Consider the following 17,027-nt stretch of genomic DNA (forward strand, 5'->3'; position numbering starts at 1 on the left):
AATTTCTGGGGATACCTCAGCTTATTTACAGAACTCCAAGTGAGAGCGAAAAGCGCCTTGACTGATTTCAATTCGCCACTGGTGTAAGCGGGTAATTATGGCTTGGCCTAAGTAGCAAATGCCTTTTAGTTTGATAGTGATAAAGCCATCGTAATAGTCAGTGCTGATCTGGCCGGTTTCGGTGTCTATCTCAATATCGTAATGCGGCCTTATGGTTTGCTCTTTGCGCTTGCAGAAAACACCTCCCATTAACGTGACAAAGCTTTTCCAGTTGCTGCTATCAGCAGCATGATGAATGGCCGTTAGCGTGATATAGTGCTGCTCCAGCTGGCGCGGGCCACGAAGTTACCGCCATACTTTTCGCGACACCTAACCAATCTGTAGCCGCTGGCGAATGCCGTGGGCAAAGCAAGCTATCTGGCAGAAGCCGAATGTTTAAATATTCAGCGGACATACATCCGCAGTTGTACAATATGATCAGCCAACACTAAACTAACGTTAGTATTCTACAGACAAGGAAACACCATGCGTATTTCTTCCGCTTTAGTTGTCGCTATAGTTATGGCTTCAGGATTAACGGGTTGTGCCATCCGGGGGCCGAGTGTGAAAGTCGAGCCGCCTAAAGTGATTATTCCGGGCGTAATCGTTGAAGGGGAAAAACAAGGCAAGCATTGTCCTCCGGGTCAGGCAAAAAAAGGAAAATGCTAGTGTAATTGGTTTTACATGACCCATTTTATCGTTGATAACAGCAGCGACTTTGCTGAGCAGGCGAAACAAAAAATTTCCGAGTTTAATGCGCAGCATTGGGATGCCAGCAAGCGCCAGGCCTTGGGTTTAAAACAACTTAATGCGAACGGCGAAGTGGTGGCCATGCTGGCCGGGCGCACCTTTGGCAACTGGTTTTATCTGGAATCCTTCTGGTTGCAGGAACGCGAGCGCGGTAAGGGCTTGGGCAGCGCCATGCTGGCTGAAGCAGAAGCGATTGCCAGACATCGCGGCTGTCGCTTTGTATTGTTGGATACCCTTGAGTTTCAGGCCAAACCCTTTTATCAGCGCCATGGTTATCGGGTGGCGTGGATACAGCAGGATTACCCCTTTGCCGGCGGCGCCAAGTATTTTATGACTAAAACGCTGTAAAAGCAGAAACTGATAAGTTATGCCTGCCGGCAAGCGGTTAGTTACTCATGGTAGCCGACGGCCATTAAGCTTCGGCCGTGCCATTAAAATAATCGATACAGTGTTTATAAAATGCCTGTACCAGCCTTGGCATTGGAGCATAGGCGGAATAGATAAACCCATACTGATGCTCAATTACCGGCTCCAGCGGAATCAGTAAGATCTGGTCATCGGTATATTGCTGAGCCAGTACCTGATTCAGGATAGCGACACCCAGGCCACGTTTTACATAGGCACAAGCTGTTGCCACACTATGGGTTTCCAGCCGGATCTGCGGTTGTACCTGAGCGGCTTTAAACATTAGATCGATTTTTTGCCGCGTTGGCCGACCTTGTCCAAGCATAATCAAAGGGGTGTTAAGCAGCTCATTGACACCGATCACTGTCTTGCCCGCCAGAGCAAAACCCACCGGAACCGCGCACACCATCGGGCTGCGCAGAATGGGTACACTGATTAAGCCGGGATGGTTCTCCGGTAATTGGATAAAGCCACAATCAATAGAGCGCTGCGCCACCAAATCTCTGGCAACTTGCGGATTATGCGAGTCAATGCTGACCGATACCCGCGGATACTTCTCAATAAAGCTGGCGACGGCATTCACCAGAGGGCCGGAATTAAAGCTTGCCGGTGCAACTATGGTTAGGGAGCCGGTTTCTGTTTTATGAAGATTACGGGCCAGTTCCAGAAAACGCGCGCTATTGCTAAGTAACAGATCGATTTCCGGGGTTAAGTGTTTCGCTTCTTCGGTGGCAATCAGCCGGCTATGCTCACGGTAAAACAACTGAAAGCCAACCAATTCTTCCAGGCTAGCCAGTAACCGGCTGATCCCAGGTTGGGTCAGGCCAAGCTGTTTAGCCGCAGCGGTAGCGGAGCCAGTTTGCATAATGGCCTGAAATGCTTGCAGGCTTCGCAGATTCAAATGCGCTATTTGCATGACGTTTTGTTATGGGTTGATAACAGTAAATCATAATATTGCATAGCTTTGGCGGCTTTGCTAGCTTTCTGGTTAAACAATAACCCATACATAAAAAGCAACGGGGATAACTATGCAGCACAAACCGCTTTACCCAATCTCAATGCTCAGTTTGGCGATCAGTACCGCCTTGCTGATGAACAGTGTACACCTCAGGGCGCAGGATGCGGCAGCATCTGAACAGGCGCAACAAAAAGCCGTAGAAGTGATCTCGGTAACCGGATCGCGAATTTTACGCCGTGGCGAAACCGAAGGTAGCCCTATTCAAACTATTGAACGCTCAGAGATGGATATCAAGGGTGCGATGTCGATCGGCGAGATCCTGCAGCAGTTGCCGAGCGTCGGTGCCAGTTTAAATGACAATGGTTCAGCGGGTACCAGCCATGGTACGGCCAGTATCAACCTTAGAAATCTTGGGGAAAACCGCTCCTTAATTCTGGTAAACGGTAACCGCTGGGTTAATGGTGCCGGTAGTCGGGGGTTCAGAGATTTTGTCGACTTAAACACCATCCCCTATGCCATTATTGAGCGGGTTGAGGTGTTGCAGGACGGTGCTACGGCTATTTATGGTGCCGATGCCATTGCCGGTGTGGTGAATATTCATACCGTGAAAGACTATGACGGTGCTCAGCTTAAAGCCTATGCCGGACAAACATCGAAGCAGGATCGTGAAACCGTTAATCTTGATCTGAAACTCGGCCGTGATTGGGGTAAGCGTAACCTGTTTTTTGCTGCCAGTTATTCTGACCAAAAGCCGATCCTGACTCAGGACCGGGCCCTGACGGCTATTCCGTTAAATGGCTTATCACTGGGTACTGCCGAAGGGCTATTCCGGGAAGCTAACCTGGCACAGGTAATGAATTTCCCGATCCCGGCTCAGGGCATTACCCGTGCGCCGGGCTCAGATGGTAATAATCTGGCAAGCTGGCGCCCGGCAACCACCAATGATCGGTTTAACCGTTACCACGATAATTACGTGGTTGGGCCAAATGAGCGGTTAAGCCTGTATGGACAGGCACTGTTCCAGTTACCCGATACTGCGGTATTTCAGGATACCCGGTTGCGGGTCGAGCTGTTACATAACAAGCGTGAGTCTGACCAACAGTTTTCGGCGGTTATTCCTACGGTAACAGGTGCCCGTGGCTTTGTGATTGTAAATGATCCCAGAGTGAACCCCTTCGGTGTCGAATTCTCCGGTAATGACTTCTCGCTGAATAACTTCTTTGTTGATAACGGCTTGCGCCGTAACATTCAGGAAGTCAAAACCAGCCGGGCCGGACTGGGAATTGAAGGCTTTTTACCGGGCGACTGGCGCTGGGATATGTTTGCCTCGGTGGCAAAGAACGAGGGCACCTTTACCTCCGCTAACCAGTTACATCTGGATAAACTGGCGTTGGGTATGCGGGCCTGCGGTACGGCCGGTTTAACCGCAGATGTCAGCGATTTATTGGCTGGTTGTGTACCGGTAAATATGTTTAACCCTCTAACCGCTGATATGGTGCGATACATTAATTTCACGGGTGAAGATCGTAACCAAACTCAGCAGCAACACCTGCGCTTTAACCTGACCAATGCCGTGGCCGAGCTACCGGCCGGCGATCTGTTACTGGCTACCGGTGCGGAATACCGCAAAGAAAAGGGTACCGACACCCCGGATAGCGTCATTAATGCGGCACCGCGCGTGAATCGTTATCAAACCACCTCCTCTGCGCCACGCACCGGCACTGTCGGTGAGTATGATTTATCTGAGGCCTATCTGGAGCTGAATATTCCACTGTTGGCGGCACAGCCACTAGCTGAATATCTGGAATTAAATCTGGCCAGCCGTTACTCCAATTACAGTACCTTTGGTAACACCACTAACAGCAAGGTAGGGTTGCTCTACCGGCCGGTAAGTGATCTGATGTTAAGAGCTACCTGGGCTGAAGGCTTCCGTGCGCCTTCTATTCTGGAGCTGTATGAAGGGGAACGCGCATCCTTTGCCCCGGTCAATGACCCTTGTGCGGCAAACAGCAGTTTGCCTGGTTGTGCCGGTGTGCCAGCCTCTTACACCCAAACCGATGCCAATGTACCAATCACCATTGGTGGCAATAATCAGCTAACCCCTGAAACATCCGAGAATATTTCAACAGGCTTGGTTTATACCCCAGCCTGGCTGTCAGGATTCAGCCTGACCATGGATTGGTACAATATCAAAATTGATAACACCATCAGCACCTTTGGTACTCAGAACCTGATCGACCTGTGTGCATTTACCGGGCGTAATTGTAATGTGATTAGCCGTGCCGGATCGGGTGAGATCCTGAATGTGGTGGATGGGCCGGTTAACCTAAACCGCACTGAAGTGTCGGGTATCGATACCGTAATCCGTTACAACCTGGATACCGCCATCGGCCGTTGGGATTTTAGTACCAGTGTATCGAAGTTAAATAAGTTTGCTGAATCTTCAACCCTGGCGGATGGCTCCGAGTTAACCACCGACAAAAAAGGCTTTGCCGGAGTACGGGAGGCCTATCCTAAATGGCGCGGTAACTTTACCACCCAATGGCGCAAAGATAATCTGAGCGCGGCTTATAACCTGCGTTATATCGGTGATACCACGGAAACCTTCGCTAATCAGCCACGAAGTATCGGTTCAATGGTGTATCACAACCTTTCTGCCGGTTATAAATTTGAGCAAGGACTGTCGCTACGTGCAGGGATTAATAATCTGTTTGATAAACAGCCTCCGACCTCGCTGGTAAACGTCAATATTAACTTTGACCAGCAAACCTACAATGCTGTGGGCCGTTTTTACTATTTACAGCTGACTTACGACTTTTAACCGCGCCGGGGCATCCAAAGGGTGCCCGGTATTGGATGTATTATGAGAACAAAGTTAACACAAGGCTATAAGTTATTTTTGCCTGCCGGCAACCTTATGCCGCTGATTTTCGACTCGCCGCACAGCGGTATGGAATTTCCGGCCGATTTCCGGTGTTTAGCGTCCGATGTACAGTTACGTTCAGGCTGGGATGCCTTTGTTGATGAGTTGTGGCAGCCTGCCCATTTGGCAGGCGCGACCTTGATCGCCGCCAGAGCATCACGAATGTATATTGATCTGAACCGGGCTGTGGATGATATCGATCCTGAGCTGCTTTCTGGCGATTGGCCCGGCGAGTTAAAGCCTACCACCTACAGTAAAAGAGGGATGGGTTTGTTACGTCGCTTTGCCTTACCTGGCGTGCCGATGTATGAGCAGAAACTCGCTGTTAGCGAGGTGCAGCAGCGTATCGCACAGTATTATCTGCCTTATCATTATTGTCTCTCTGAGCAAATTAGCGCCTTGCATCAGAAGTTTGGCGCGGTATGGCATATTGATTGTCACTCGATGAAATCGCAGGGTAACGCCATGAATATCGATCAGGGGCAGGCCAGAGCCGATATCGTGATCGGCGATAGGGACGGGCAATCTGCTGAACCGGGCTTCACCGGCCTGCTTGTGCAGTTTTTTCAGGATAGGGGGTATAGTGTCAGTGTGAATTATCCCTATAAAGGAGGGTATTTAACCGAGAGTTTCGCCGCCCCCGCGCAGCAGATCCACAGTGTGCAAATCGAGATAAACCGGGCGCTCTATATGAATGAGCAAACATTCATGAAACATCAGGGCTTTAACAAGCTACAACATGATTTGCAGCAATTGGTGGCCGCAATCCGAGCTTATATTACCCAGCGCTTGCCAGCACTGGCCGACGAGGTGAATTAATGTCAGATAAAGCCAAGGTTTCCGCTACGGTTGAGCCCGCTGTCAGTATCGCTGTACCGCAGCGTTCCGGGGCAAACCCGATAGTGGTGTTGCTGTTTATTTTACTCGTTGCCGCCGGCCTCACCTATTTACTCGACTCGGGTAGTTATCAAAGAACTGATGGTTTGGTGGTTGCGGGTAGTTATCAGGTAATAGAAAAAGACCGTTCTCTGAGCAATCTGTTTGGTTCGGTTACCCAGGCGCCTGCAGGTGAAGCCAGACCCGTGGGGGTAATTGATGTGCTGCAAGCGATACCCGCAGGTTTGCAGCGGGGAGCCGGGCTGATCTTTATGGTGCTGATTATTGGCGGCATGTTCGGCATTCTGAATAAATCAGGTGCTGTCGATGCCGGGCTTGAGCGGCTAATCAGTGCGGTAAAGGGCAATGTCTACGGTCTGGTGATCTTTCTGATGACCATGTTTGCGTTGGGTAGCACCTTTTTAGGCCTGGCTTCGGAGTATTTACTGATTATTCCGCTGATGGTTGAGCTGGCACGCCGGCTGGGTATGTCAAATCTGATCGGTTTGGCCATTCTGACCATTGCCGTAAAAGTCGGTTACCTATCCTCTATTACCAACCCCTTACCACTTACTATTGCACAGCCGCTTCTCGGTTTACCTATCTTCAGCGGTGCCGGGATGAGAACTTTGTTTTTCGCTGTTTTCTTAGTGTTTGGTATTGCTTACATGCTGTGGGTGATTAAGAAAACCGGGTTTAAAAAGCAGCTGGAGATCAGTTTTGATAGCCGAAAACTTAGTTTGCGCCATCTGGTATTGTTGTTGATCATGCTGGTTGGGATTGCCGGTTTGGTCTATGCCTCCAATACTTGGCAATGGAAAAACCAGCAGCTGTCTGCATATTATATCGGCATGAGTATCTTACTGGCTTGTTGTAGTGGGTTGGGAGCTAGTGGCGCCGCTGATGCCTTTGTCTCAGGGATGAAGAAAATCCTGTTGGCCAGTATCCTGATAGGTGTTGCTTTTGCTATTGCCATCACGCTGGAAAACGGCAAGGTCCTTGACGCGGTAGTGCATGGCCTGGTCAGTATCATTGGAGAGGATAACTCCTATCTGGCTGTATTGGGGATGTTTGTGTCGCAGTTACTGCTGGATGTGATGATCCCCTCTACCTCTGGTCAGGCGGCGGTCAGTATGCCGATCCTGGGGCCTATAGGTCAGCTCTCCGGCGTGGGGGCGCAAACCACAGTACTGACATTTCTGTTCGGCAATGGCATAACCAATATGATTACCCCAACCTCCGGTACCTTGCTGGCCTATTTGGCTACCGCTCAGGTGAGCTGGACCGACTGGGCCAGATTTATTCTGCCGCTGGTGCTGATTTTTATCGTGTTGGCCTGCCTGATGTTATTTTTTGCGGTATATGTGGGTTTTTAGCGTTTGTCGCATCGCAGGCCAAAGCTGCTCAGGCTCTGTCGGCGGAGATACTGCTTTATCAACAGTAGAGTTAATCATGCTAATAAGTACTTAGATTGAACGGTCTCTCTGTTTGTTAACGAACAGATGTAGCTGAGTTGTTAGAGGAGAATGGCATATACGCTGCATTTTGGCAGCGTGCAGGAGCCTATTATGCAAACAATGAAACGTTCATTTATTACACTTGGTGTAGTGTTGGCAGGCAGTTTAGCATTAGTTAATTGTGATCCTGGCCCAAACACGCAACCTGGTCCGATTGATCTCACGGTGACCACAGAAGATGGATCTGGGGATGATGCAAGAATCACGACAGCGGTGCATACCATGCTGTTGGCAGATATTGAGCTAAAGCATCTGACGATTGCCGTAGAAACCCGCAAGGGAGATGTAAAATTGTCAGGCGACGTGGAAACTGAGGCTCAGCGCGAGCATACCGGCCGGATCGTAGCGGCAACTTCGGGTGTACACGCAGTGAACAACCAGTTAAAGGTCAAAAAATAACGATATTTCAGTCAAAATGGCACTCATAACGCCGATACTTGAAAGCGAAAGAAAAGTAACGCTGTTGTTATCCAGCGTTACACTTTCGGCCTGAGAAATTTACGCATTCGTGTGGTTTATCTGACGTAGTAGGAGTCGACCGCCGCACTCCATGTCGGATCCGCCATATTAGGCCACTGATCTTTATTAAAACCCGGTGCATTTTTCAGGCGTTCAACTCCGACATCCAGAACAAAACGTTTGTTTGCTGTGTCCAGCTTTAACGCGCTCCAGGGAATAGCAAACAAGCGATCACCCATACCTAAAAAACCACCTGACGTTAGTACGGCATAGCGTATCTTGCCCTGGGTGATATCAAGCATAATATCTTGAAGCTTACCAAGCTTCTCTTGCTTTAGATTAACTACATCATCGTTCGTAATCGTTGAAGCGCTTAGCAGTGTTGTTGACGTTTCCATAAGTTGATACTCCAATGAGGTTGTTGACCAGATCCTGCTTCTGACCATGGTGCAAGGGAAAACAGGATGCTATTGTTATGTTAGCTATAACTACCCTCTGACTCTGTTCGCTCGCTAACGTAGCTAAGTTTTTTATCATTAACTGAGTAGCAGGAGCTGCCGGAAAATATTCCATGATCTGATTCACAACATTGCCGTACAATACCGATGATGCATCAGTGATACTCCCTATTCTGACTAGAAGAAGCCATTCTTATGCGATATCTACTTTTTGCCGCCGCCGCAGGTTCTGTGGTTGCAGCTGCCGTTTATGCCGTTAACTTTAGCGGGCGCGAACCGGTCAGCGCTCAGGATTTTGTTAACTTACAGCAGGGTGCGCAAGTGCAGGCCGGTTTTCGGCGCGCTCATGCTAAAGGCTTTTGTATCAGTGGTGAGTTTCAGTCCTCTGGTGCCTTAGCGCAGTATTCCAGTGCTCAGGTGCTGCAAAGTGGCAGTTATCCTTTTGTTGGCCGCATCTCGATTGCTGGTAATAACCCATCTGCCCCCGATCTGAAAGCACCGGTCCGCAGTCTGGCGCTAACTATTCTGCCCGATAGCCCGCAGCAGTGGCGCACGGCAATGAATACGCCGCCGGTATTAGCGGTCGCGACCCCCGAGAAGTTTTATCAGCAGCTGTTAGCCATTCAAAACAGCACAGTGCCGGAGTTTTTTGCCGCCCACCCGGAAGCCCAGAATTTTATTAACTGGCGTAATAGCTATCAGCCCAGCCAGAGCTTTGCTACCGAGCGCTATCACAGTATTAATGCTTTTTATCTGGTTGATACTGAAGGCCAGCAACACGCAGTGCGCTGGGCGGCGGTACCGTTAACCAACGAAACCGGGCAACTTGCCGATGCAGAAGCTACAGATGCACTACAGCAGGAATTCTTTAGCCGGCTGCAGCAAGGGCCGGTGCGCTTTGATTTACAGTTTACCCTGGCCACCGCCAACGACAATCCGGCGGATGCCACTATTCCCTGGCCGGACACTAACCCGCAACTAAGCGCCGGTACCATCGTGATTGAGCAAGCCAGTTTGCAGGATACTGGCGCCTGTAATGCGATTAACTTCGATCCCTTGGTACTGCCGGCGGGCTTTGCACCTTCCGAAGATCCGATTTTACGCGCCCGTGCTGCGGCCTATGCCGAATCACACCGCCGCCGTGCCCGCGAAGTATTACTGCAGCCAACAACCGGAGGTGCCAATGAATAAGCCAGCAGTTTATCCCCTGGCGATGCGTGTCATGCATTGGCTAATGGCGGCTTTAGTGCTGAGCCTGGTGTTCGCCGGTTTAACCATGGTGAAGTCACTGGGCCCCTGGCAACAGCAATTGCTGGCCTGGCATAAAGCTATGGGCTTACTGGCCATGTTGGCGATATTGGTGCGGCTATATATCCGCCTGCGTAGTAATACACCAAAGTTGCCAGATAGTGTGCCTAAACTGCAGCAGCTTGCAGCGAAACTCACGCAACTTGGCTTTTATATATTATTAGTAGTGATGCCGTTGTCCGGTTATTTAATGCAAAATGCTGCCGGTCGCCCGCTGGAGCTGTTTGGATTGTCGCTGCCATCCTTGCTCAATACCGATTTAGCGTTATATGGCCTGTTGCGCGAAATTCATGGCTGGGCCGCCCTGCTGTTAGTGCTGCTGCTTGTGTTGCATATTATTGCTGCGCTCTATCACGGCCTGATCAAGCGGGATGGGGTGTTTAGCAGTATGGTTAAAGTGTCCGTTACTGCTAACCGCAAACCCTAAGCCCACATCACTGCGATGGCGGCCAGCACTATCAGAACCAGGCCACCGTGATCGGTTCGTTGCAGCTTTTCTTTAAAGAAAAAGGCGGAGATCAGCAGCATAAACAACACTTCGACCTGGCCCAGTGTTTTGACCAACGCGACTGATTCCAGGCTCATGGCGGTAAACCAGCCAATTGAGCCGATGCAGCTGCTGATACTGATCAACAGGGTCAGCCGCGGGCGTTGCCACAGAGCCAACAAGGTGCTGCGCTCCCGCCACAGCAGGTAGCTGAGTAAGATCAGGGTTTGCAGTAAAATCACCACCAACAGCACCCAGGCCGCACCGTGCGGGAAAGGTAGCCCTAGCGCCAGACTGGCCTGCCGTACCCAGAGCGAGGTTAGCGCAAAGCTTAAGCCACTGCTGATACCAAGTAATAAGACCGGCCACGATAGCTGTCGCCAGCTGGCGCCGCTGAGCAAGAATACGGCTACCGCCCCCAGTAGTACCCCGGCCCAACCCAGCAAACTTAACGATTCACTAAAAAAGGCGACTCCCAGTATCGCAGCCAGTATGGCTTCACTTTTCGCCAAGCCGGCGCCAATGGCGTAGTTGCGCAACTTAAACAGTTTGACCATTAAGGCGGTGGCAATAATTTGCGCAACAGCGGCACCGACAATAAAAAGCACAAAGCGATGGTTGAGGGTAGGTAAGGCCACGGGTTGCCATTGATAAAGGCCGGCCAGATACATTGCCGCCAGCGGCGAAGCCCAGAGAAAACGTGCTAGCGTCACGCCAGCCACGCTGACCTCTTTACTCAGCTGTTTCTGAAACGCATTGCGCCAGGCCTGCATAAAGGCCGCCAGCAAGGTAAAGGGGATCCACAGCACCGTAAATACTCTTAAGCCGTCAAGATGGCTATGCTAGCAGGTGTCGGTAGCGCATAGAAGTCGAAAGTCTGGAAATCCCCAATTTTAACCTTGGGGATATCCAGAGTCTGCGTCGGGATCAGAGCTGAAAGCGATATTGAAACTCAGGCTTGGGTTGCAGTGTACCATTTTGGTAAGTCTCGACCACGACAGTGCCATCGGCCTGGACATGAAACACCCGGAACATCGCAGTATGCTGGCTTTCATCCGGGATCTTAGTGCGCTCAAGCGCGGGGATATGTAAATAATGCACGCCGTTAATCGCCAACGAATGCTTAACCCTTGGCATATCCATATGCAAATCGCCTGAAATCACAGCCCGCAGATTAGGTTGACTGATGACTTCGCTGACAAAGCCGGCATGGCTGATCCCTTTGTCAGCGTTTTCCTGATACACCCCCTGCTGAGCGCCATGCACCACCAGCAATACTGGCTTGGGCGAGAGTCGGGTGATTTCCTGTTTTAACCAGGCAATACCGTCGTCGTTAAAATCGCGGCCAAAATCAGGTGATGCCAACACCAGCGCAAATTGTTCAAATTCGAGGCTGTAGCGCGGGCTGTTGATCGTCGCTTTGCCGCTATTCCACAGCTTGGCGAAATGCAAAAACCGCTCAACAGTACTACCATGCTCTTCATTGCCCATAATCGGATAAAACGGCAGTTGGAGTTGCTGTAATACCGGCGTGGCTTGTTCGTACTGTAACAGCGTGCCTTTATGGGCAATGTCACCAACGCCCAGCACAAACTTGAGGTTTAGGCGGGGTGTTAACTGATTAATATCGGCTACAGCCTGTGCCATATGTGGGAATTCGGCTTTGGGTTTTGGCTCTGCATCGCCCAGCACCGCGAAACTGACAGCGGTGCTGGCGAAGCTGAACAGAGGCAATGCCAGTAGCAGCGCAGCGAGAGGTAATAACAGATAACGGCACAGACGCATAAGGTTTCCTTGTTTAGTTGAGTAATAGGTTCAGATCAGCTCACGGGTAGCCGCAGGCTGCTGGGTACGTTCCCGGTCCAGCGTTTAAAAGCGCGGCGAAAGTTATGCTCGTCCGAATAGCCGAGCTGACTGGCCAGTTGCTTGTTGGATAATTTGCCCTGGCACAGCAACAACGTGGCTAAATCACAGCGTAAATCGTCCGCTAAGGCGGCATAACTGCTGCCCTGCTGTTGCAGCAGTCGTTTTACACTACTGCTGCTGCAGCCTAACAAGCTGGCAGCTTGTTCCAGACTGAGCGTGGCAGGCATGGTGCGGTAAAGTTGTCGCTGCAGGATTTCAAACAGGCCGCGTTGTCGTGGTAAGCGACGGTTAAGTTGATAGCAGGCCCGGCGATAGGCCCGAAATTCACCGGCATGATGCTCTGGCCAGGGCTGAAACCAAAGCTGATGCGGGATATAAAGCGCGTCCACGGGCTGTCCGAAACTGACCGAGCATGGCCAGTAACTGCTGATCTGTGCCGGGTGGCTGGGGGCAGCTTGCTTGAGTTGCACCCTGAGGTTATTGCCGCGCCCGGTGTGATGTTGAATTAGTTGCACAAGCAGCGCCAGCGCCAGATTCAGGATAAAGCCCTGTTGTGGACCAAGCTGTAATGCTGGCTTTAGCAACAGTACACGGTATTGCTCCGTGTGCTGTACCAAGGCAAAGACGCCAGGTAGCAGCTGATGGCGGAAGTACCAGAGCTGGCGCAAACAGCCGGCTAAATGGGGGGCTTTGGGCAAACTTTGGCTGAGCGCCAGCGCCGGATTATGCAGTAGCGCGTCAGCCAGAATAAAGGGTAACTCCGGGCTGGCGAGCTGCTGGCAACGCCCGAGTAAAGTTAACCAGTCCCGATGGTGGCAGCGGCTGTCAGGCCGTGATAAATCCTGTTCGAAAATTTGCGTGCCGTGTAACAGCTTATGCAGGCAAGCGCCACGCCGCTGGGCTATTTGCAATAACGCCGTGACACTATGCTGCAATAATAGATTTTTTTCGTGGTGATCAAAGATAGCGACTGTCATAGGTTACCGTGGCCTGGTTGATAAACCGGGCGTGCCCCGCGCAACTTACTGGCCCGCAGTGCCAATTCTGCTTGCTTTAAAACTGCAGTTGCCTGCGTCTGGGTTGCCTGAATACAGGCTACTGAGCAATGCAACGTTTGTCCGGCTGCGGTTAACCGCTGCAGTTGTTGCTGCAGATGCAGTGCAATAATCTCGGCGGCAGCCTGCTCGGTATGCACCAGCACCGCGACAAAGCGGTCGCCAGCGTAGCGGCAAAGGACATCGGATTCCCGCATTTGACTGCTAAGCAGCTCCGCCAGACTAATCAAATAATTATCGCCGGCAGCAGTGCCATGTTGGCGGTTAAATGCCGCAAATTGATCAATATCCAGCATCAAAATACTCAGTGGTAACCGCTGCTGTTGATGTAGCGCCAATTCGCGGTTTAACACCGCATACAGGTAGTCCAGACCGTAGAGTTGGGTTAGCGGATCAAGTAAGCGATGGTCACGTAAAAAGCGCTCGCGCCCGCGTAACTGACGGTTAATTTGCCGCTGCTCCTGATGCCAGCCCATCAGACCATAGGTTAGTGCCAGCATGCCTAAAGGCGCGGGTACAGACTCCAGCCAGCTCATGGTACGCACATGCGCCGGGTAACGCAGGAACTCGTCCAGTAAGTCGAGTGCAAAAGAGCAGCTCAACAATAAACTGCCATAGTACAGCCAGTCGGTAACCCGACCGGCCGGGCGATTCAGCAGATTCAGCGTCAGCCAGCTTAATGCCACTGCCAACACTATGCCTTCTCCGAGGATGTCCAGCCAATCAATTGCGGCCCAGCTTTTCACATCGCCCAGTTGTAACGCCAGCAGCAGGGCTGCCAGAAGCAAAACCGCAGCCAGCGTCAGCTTATCCAAATGTTGTTGCCACATCATGTGCCTGTCGCGAGACGTCGTCATGGTTTTAGTGTGTGGCAGTGTTGTGACAGAAATATGAAGCAAAAATATTTCTGACCGTATCGACTGAGCCAGGCGGACCCGGGTCTTATTAGCTCAGCCAAGCCCGAGCTTGTCGTTATTTTGTCATCTGCGGTCAGCACACTCTTGGCTTGAATTTATAGCCTCGGGAATAACTCTAAGATGAAAGCTTTACTTCGACCTGGATTTAAACGCAACAGCCTGGCTTTAGCACTCGCGGCAGCCGGCTTTTTCAGCACTGCTGCTCTGGCGCAGGGTGTCGATGTGCCATTAACGGTTTCAGTAGTACAAATTGACGGGCCGGCCATCCGCGGCCAGCTGAGTGATGACCGTAATGTGCTACTGCAAGGCGCGCTGATAAGGTTAATCGGCACTAACCGTGAAACCACCACCGACAGTCAGGGGCGGTTTCGGTTTGAAAATCTGCCGGCCGGCACTTATCAGTTGGAAGTGCGCTACCTGGGTTACGCTGCCAAACAGGTTGATGCCTTAGTCACCGCGGAGCAGGGTGCGGCCCTGACGCTGCGGTTTGCCAATAATCAGGTTGAAGTACTGAATATCGTCGGCAGTCGCGATGCGCAATCGCGGGCGCTGAATATTCAACGGGCGTCAGATAATGTGAAGTCGGTAGTCTCCGCCGATTACCTGGGGCGTTTTCCGGATGATAACGTTGCAGAAGCCATGCAACGTTTAGTCGGCGCCTCGATTCAGCGCGATCAGGGTGAAGGCAAATACGTCAACGTACGCGGTGCGCCGCTGGAGTTTGCGAATGTCTCGATCGACGGTGTGCAGGTCCCGTCACCTGACGGCACGACCCGGGCGGTGGATCTGGATACCATTCCCTCTGACATTATCTCGTTGTTAGAGCTGACTAAAGCCATTACTCCGGATATGGATGCCGATGCGATTGCCGGTAATATCAATATCGTGACGCACGGGGCGCTGGACAGCAAAGGCCGTATTTTACGCGGTAAAGTGTCGGGCGGTAAAAATGAGAAAGGCAATGGCGACGCTTATAAACTTAGCCTGACGTATGGCGACAAGTTTAATGGCTCAGAGCGGGCCGGCTTTTTATTCTCGGCACAGCATAGCGAGACCAACCGCGTCACCGATAACGTAGAGCATGTCTGGACGCAGCTGGATAACGGCGAATATGCACCTGAAATCACCGAGTTTAAAGATTATGACTTAAAGCGTATCCGCTCTGGTATTAGCGGCCGCTTTGATTTCCGCGTTGATGACAATAAGCACTTTTATCTGAGCCATAACTATTCGCGGTTTGAAGATAACGAGTATCGCGATACCTTGCTGATAGAGTGGGAGCGTCACACGCCGGACTCAAACCAGGTGAGTGGTATTGCCGGGCGTGCCACCTTTGAAAAGGAACTGCGTCACCGTACCTTTGTTAACACGATTAACACCACTGTTGCCGGTGGCCGTGTCGATATGGACCGCTTTAGCACCGATTTTCAGGCCTCTTATTCGTCAGCTGAGCAGGCTTATCCCAATCGGGATTACCTGTTGTACCGCGAACGCACCCGGCCACGTCTGGCCTATGATTTCAGCAACCCGGATCTGCCGGAATTTCAGATCTTAAGTGCGGACGGTCAGGTGGTGCGTACCGATTTTAACTTTGCCCCAGCTGATATGAACTGGCGCCGTTATGAGCGTCGTACCGGGGGTGCCGAGGAAACCGAACAGGCTTATGTACTTAACTTCACTGTGCCGGGGGAATGGCGCAGCGCGTTCTCTGAACTGAAATTTGGTGCCAAAGCCCGCTTTAAAGAAAAAGAAAATGATGAGAACCGTCTGCGTAATTCGGTTGGCACTAATGCCCCGGGTTATGCTGAGGTGACTATCGACCAGCAATCCCGGCCTTTTGATGGCTTTTATAACAACGGCCCGAAATTGCGCCGTGACTTTGTCGCGGTTTACCGCGATATTTTTGAGAATGCCGATTTTCTCGACCGTGGTGCGCCGTCCATTACCGGTGACTACCGTGCCAAGGAAGACATCCTGGCGGTTTATGCGCAAAATAAACTGGATTGGGACAACACTACCGTGTTGTTTGGTGCGCGGTTAGAGCAAACCAAAAACAGTGGCCAAGCCTTTGAGTATGATTTGGATACCGATACTGCGACGTTGCAGGATGCCAGCAAGACCTACACCAAGCTGTTCCCCAGTGCGCATTTACGCCATGAACTGGACAATGGCCTGATCATAAAAGCCGCCTACAGCACCGGTATTCGCCGGCCGAACTTTGTCGACCTGGTGCCGTACTTTATTATTGAAGATCGCGAATCAGGCAGTGGTTCGGTCGATATCGGGAATATCGATTTAAAACCGACCTACGCCCACAACCTGGATTTGACCGGCGAATACTACATTGCGCCGGTGGGTTTGTTGTCGGCGGGCGTGTTCTATAAAAAGCTGTCCGATCCGATTTTTAAAGCCCGCAGCGAGCTGGTGGGGGGCGAATTTGATGGCTTTAATATGGTGCGGCCAGAAAACGGTGACAGTGGTTATCTGTACGGTATTGAGCTGAACTGGCAGCAAACACTCGACTTCCTGCCAGGCGCGCTGAGTGGCTTAGGTTTTATTGCCAACTATACCCATACTAAGTCTGAAGCCGATTTACCCTTTGGTATCGGCAAAACCGAGTTAAATGGCACCAGCCGCCATACGGTGAACCTGGCCTTGCAGTATGACATCGAAAAATTCAGCAGCCAGTTAGCCTATAACTATCGCTCAGAGTATATCGATGCTTTCGATACGGCGAATCCGGGGTTAAACCTGTATTGGGATGGTCGCGGCACTCTCGACTTTACAGCCAGTTATCAGCTAACCAAACAGCTGTCAGTTTTTGTTGAGGCCACTAACCTGACCGATAGCAAAGCCATTCGCTATCAGGGCGAGCGCGGCCGGGTTTACGAGCATGAGCAGTTTGGCCGGGCCTGGCAACTGGGTTTAAGCGGTAAATTCTAAGCTTAACCGCAGCAGAGGCCGGAACCGGGTTCCGGCCTTTTTTATGTGCGCCGGGCATGGCGCGCA

Annotated in this window: 15 protein-coding genes; 9 read left to right on the forward strand and 6 right to left on the reverse strand. The window is 51.3% G+C overall.

Annotated elements, in window-relative coordinates; translation table 11 throughout:
• The first annotated feature begins 525 nt into the window (after positions 1-525).
• The gene (locus tag AAY72_RS05240) at positions 526-708 is read left to right on the forward strand and encodes a hypothetical protein (RefSeq protein WP_057785854.1); all 183 of its coding nucleotides are present in this window, start codon (positions 526-528) and stop codon (positions 706-708) included.
• 15 nt (positions 709-723) lie between these two features.
• Entirely contained in the window at positions 724-1,137 is a 414-nt protein-coding gene (locus AAY72_RS05245; protein WP_057785855.1) for an N-acetyltransferase, read from the forward strand.
• Positions 1,138-1,201: 64 nt separating this feature from the next.
• Here the strand turns inward: AAY72_RS05245 and AAY72_RS05250 are convergent, their stop codons facing one another.
• The gene (locus AAY72_RS05250) at positions 1,202-2,110 is read right to left on the reverse strand and encodes a LysR family transcriptional regulator (protein ID WP_008985269.1); all 909 of its coding nucleotides are present in this window, start codon (positions 2,108-2,110) and stop codon (positions 1,202-1,204) included.
• Positions 2,111-2,222: 112 nt separating this feature from the next.
• Between AAY72_RS05250 and AAY72_RS05255 the strand changes: the two genes are divergently transcribed.
• The 4 genes from AAY72_RS05255 (at position 2,223) to AAY72_RS05270 (ending at position 7,867) form a co-directional block, all read left to right on the forward strand.
• Positions 2,223-4,973, forward strand: a complete 2,751-nt coding sequence (locus AAY72_RS05255) for a TonB-dependent receptor (RefSeq protein ID WP_057785856.1) — start codon at positions 2,223-2,225, stop codon at positions 4,971-4,973.
• Between the two features lie 42 nt (positions 4,974-5,015).
• Positions 5,016-5,894, forward strand: coding sequence for an N-formylglutamate amidohydrolase (locus AAY72_RS05260; RefSeq protein ID WP_057785857.1), 879 nt, complete (start codon positions 5,016-5,018; stop codon positions 5,892-5,894).
• Positions 5,894-7,327 (forward strand): YfcC family protein, encoded by a 1,434-nt coding sequence (locus AAY72_RS05265; RefSeq protein WP_008950863.1) that lies wholly within the window; start codon positions 5,894-5,896, stop codon positions 7,325-7,327. Before AAY72_RS05260 ends, AAY72_RS05265 begins: the two co-directional genes overlap by 1 nt.
• 192 nt (positions 7,328-7,519) lie before the next feature.
• Entirely contained in the window at positions 7,520-7,867 is a 348-nt protein-coding gene (locus AAY72_RS05270) for a BON domain-containing protein (RefSeq protein ID WP_057785864.1), read from the forward strand.
• A gap of 116 nt (positions 7,868-7,983) precedes the next feature.
• Here the strand turns inward: AAY72_RS05270 and AAY72_RS05275 are convergent, their stop codons facing one another.
• Positions 7,984-8,325: a PRC-barrel domain-containing protein gene (locus tag AAY72_RS05275; protein ID WP_008985274.1), complete on the reverse strand. Its 342-nt coding sequence runs from the start codon at positions 8,323-8,325 to the stop codon at positions 7,984-7,986.
• Between the two features lie 255 nt (positions 8,326-8,580).
• Between AAY72_RS05275 and AAY72_RS05280 the strand changes: the two genes are divergently transcribed.
• Together AAY72_RS05280 and AAY72_RS05285 are read left to right on the forward strand one after the other, a co-directional pair.
• Positions 8,581-9,576 (forward strand): catalase family peroxidase, encoded by a 996-nt coding sequence (locus AAY72_RS05280; RefSeq protein ID WP_057785858.1) that lies wholly within the window; start codon positions 8,581-8,583, stop codon positions 9,574-9,576.
• Positions 9,569-10,120: a cytochrome b gene (locus AAY72_RS05285; protein WP_057785859.1), complete on the forward strand. Its 552-nt coding sequence runs from the start codon at positions 9,569-9,571 to the stop codon at positions 10,118-10,120. Before AAY72_RS05280 ends, AAY72_RS05285 begins: the two co-directional genes overlap by 8 nt.
• On the opposite strand, the gene AAY72_RS05290 is transcribed toward AAY72_RS05285, so the two are convergent.
• The 4 genes from AAY72_RS05290 to AAY72_RS05305 form a co-directional block, all read right to left on the reverse strand.
• Entirely contained in the window at positions 10,117-10,986 is an 870-nt protein-coding gene (locus tag AAY72_RS05290; RefSeq protein WP_197408374.1) for a DMT family transporter, read from the reverse strand. The two genes, AAY72_RS05285 and AAY72_RS05290, sit on opposite strands and share 4 nt — an antisense overlap.
• 121 nt (positions 10,987-11,107) lie before the next feature.
• Positions 11,108-11,965, reverse strand: coding sequence for a metallophosphoesterase (locus AAY72_RS05295; protein WP_008985278.1), 858 nt, complete (start codon positions 11,963-11,965; stop codon positions 11,108-11,110).
• A gap of 35 nt (positions 11,966-12,000) precedes the next feature.
• Positions 12,001-13,023 carry an AraC family transcriptional regulator gene (locus AAY72_RS05300; protein WP_057785861.1) on the reverse strand — a complete coding sequence of 341 codons (1,023 nt, stop codon included), beginning with the start codon at positions 13,021-13,023 and terminating at the stop codon, positions 12,001-12,003.
• Positions 13,020-13,931, reverse strand: coding sequence for a GGDEF domain-containing protein (locus AAY72_RS05305; RefSeq protein ID WP_057785862.1), 912 nt, complete (start codon positions 13,929-13,931; stop codon positions 13,020-13,022). The genes AAY72_RS05300 and AAY72_RS05305 overlap by 4 nt, the downstream gene beginning before the upstream one ends.
• Positions 13,932-14,138: 207 nt before the next feature.
• On the opposite strand from AAY72_RS05305, the gene AAY72_RS05310 reads away from it, so the two are divergent.
• Positions 14,139-16,961 carry a TonB-dependent receptor gene (locus AAY72_RS05310; protein ID WP_057785863.1) on the forward strand — a complete coding sequence of 941 codons (2,823 nt, stop codon included), beginning with the start codon at positions 14,139-14,141 and terminating at the stop codon, positions 16,959-16,961.
• Positions 16,962-17,027: the final 66 nt, after the last annotated feature.

This window comes from Alishewanella sp. WH16-1 (assembly GCF_001441695.1).
Classification (GTDB): domain Bacteria; phylum Pseudomonadota; class Gammaproteobacteria; order Enterobacterales; family Alteromonadaceae; genus Alishewanella; species Alishewanella agri.

Excerpts from the sequence above, each read along its gene's own strand:
- AAY72_RS05275 (WP_008985274.1), bottom strand. The coding sequence starts at position 8,325 with ATGGAAACGTCAACAACACTGCTAAGCGCTTCAACGATTACGAACGAT.
- AAY72_RS05250 (WP_008985269.1), bottom strand. The coding sequence starts at position 2,110 with ATGCAAATAGCGCATTTGAATCTGCGAAGCCTGCAAGCATTTCAGGCC.
- AAY72_RS05285 (WP_057785859.1), top strand. The coding sequence starts at position 9,569 with ATGAATAAGCCAGCAGTTTATCCCCTGGCGATGCGTGTCATGCATTGG.
- AAY72_RS05240 (WP_057785854.1), top strand. The coding sequence starts at position 526 with ATGCGTATTTCTTCCGCTTTAGTTGTCGCTATAGTTATGGCTTCAGGA.
- AAY72_RS05260 (WP_057785857.1), top strand. The coding sequence starts at position 5,016 with ATGAGAACAAAGTTAACACAAGGCTATAAGTTATTTTTGCCTGCCGGC.
- AAY72_RS05300 (WP_057785861.1), bottom strand. The coding sequence starts at position 13,023 with ATGACAGTCGCTATCTTTGATCACCACGAAAAAAATCTATTATTGCAG.
- AAY72_RS05280 (WP_057785858.1), top strand. The coding sequence starts at position 8,581 with ATGCGATATCTACTTTTTGCCGCCGCCGCAGGTTCTGTGGTTGCAGCT.
- AAY72_RS05245 (WP_057785855.1), top strand. The coding sequence starts at position 724 with ATGACCCATTTTATCGTTGATAACAGCAGCGACTTTGCTGAGCAGGCG.
- AAY72_RS05255 (WP_057785856.1), top strand. The coding sequence starts at position 2,223 with ATGCAGCACAAACCGCTTTACCCAATCTCAATGCTCAGTTTGGCGATC.
- AAY72_RS05265 (WP_008950863.1), top strand. The coding sequence starts at position 5,894 with ATGTCAGATAAAGCCAAGGTTTCCGCTACGGTTGAGCCCGCTGTCAGT.
- AAY72_RS05310 (WP_057785863.1), top strand. The coding sequence starts at position 14,139 with ATGAAAGCTTTACTTCGACCTGGATTTAAACGCAACAGCCTGGCTTTA.
- AAY72_RS05305 (WP_057785862.1), bottom strand. The coding sequence starts at position 13,931 with ATGTGGCAACAACATTTGGATAAGCTGACGCTGGCTGCGGTTTTGCTT.
- AAY72_RS05270 (WP_057785864.1), top strand. The coding sequence starts at position 7,520 with ATGCAAACAATGAAACGTTCATTTATTACACTTGGTGTAGTGTTGGCA.
- AAY72_RS05295 (WP_008985278.1), bottom strand. The coding sequence starts at position 11,965 with ATGCGTCTGTGCCGTTATCTGTTATTACCTCTCGCTGCGCTGCTACTG.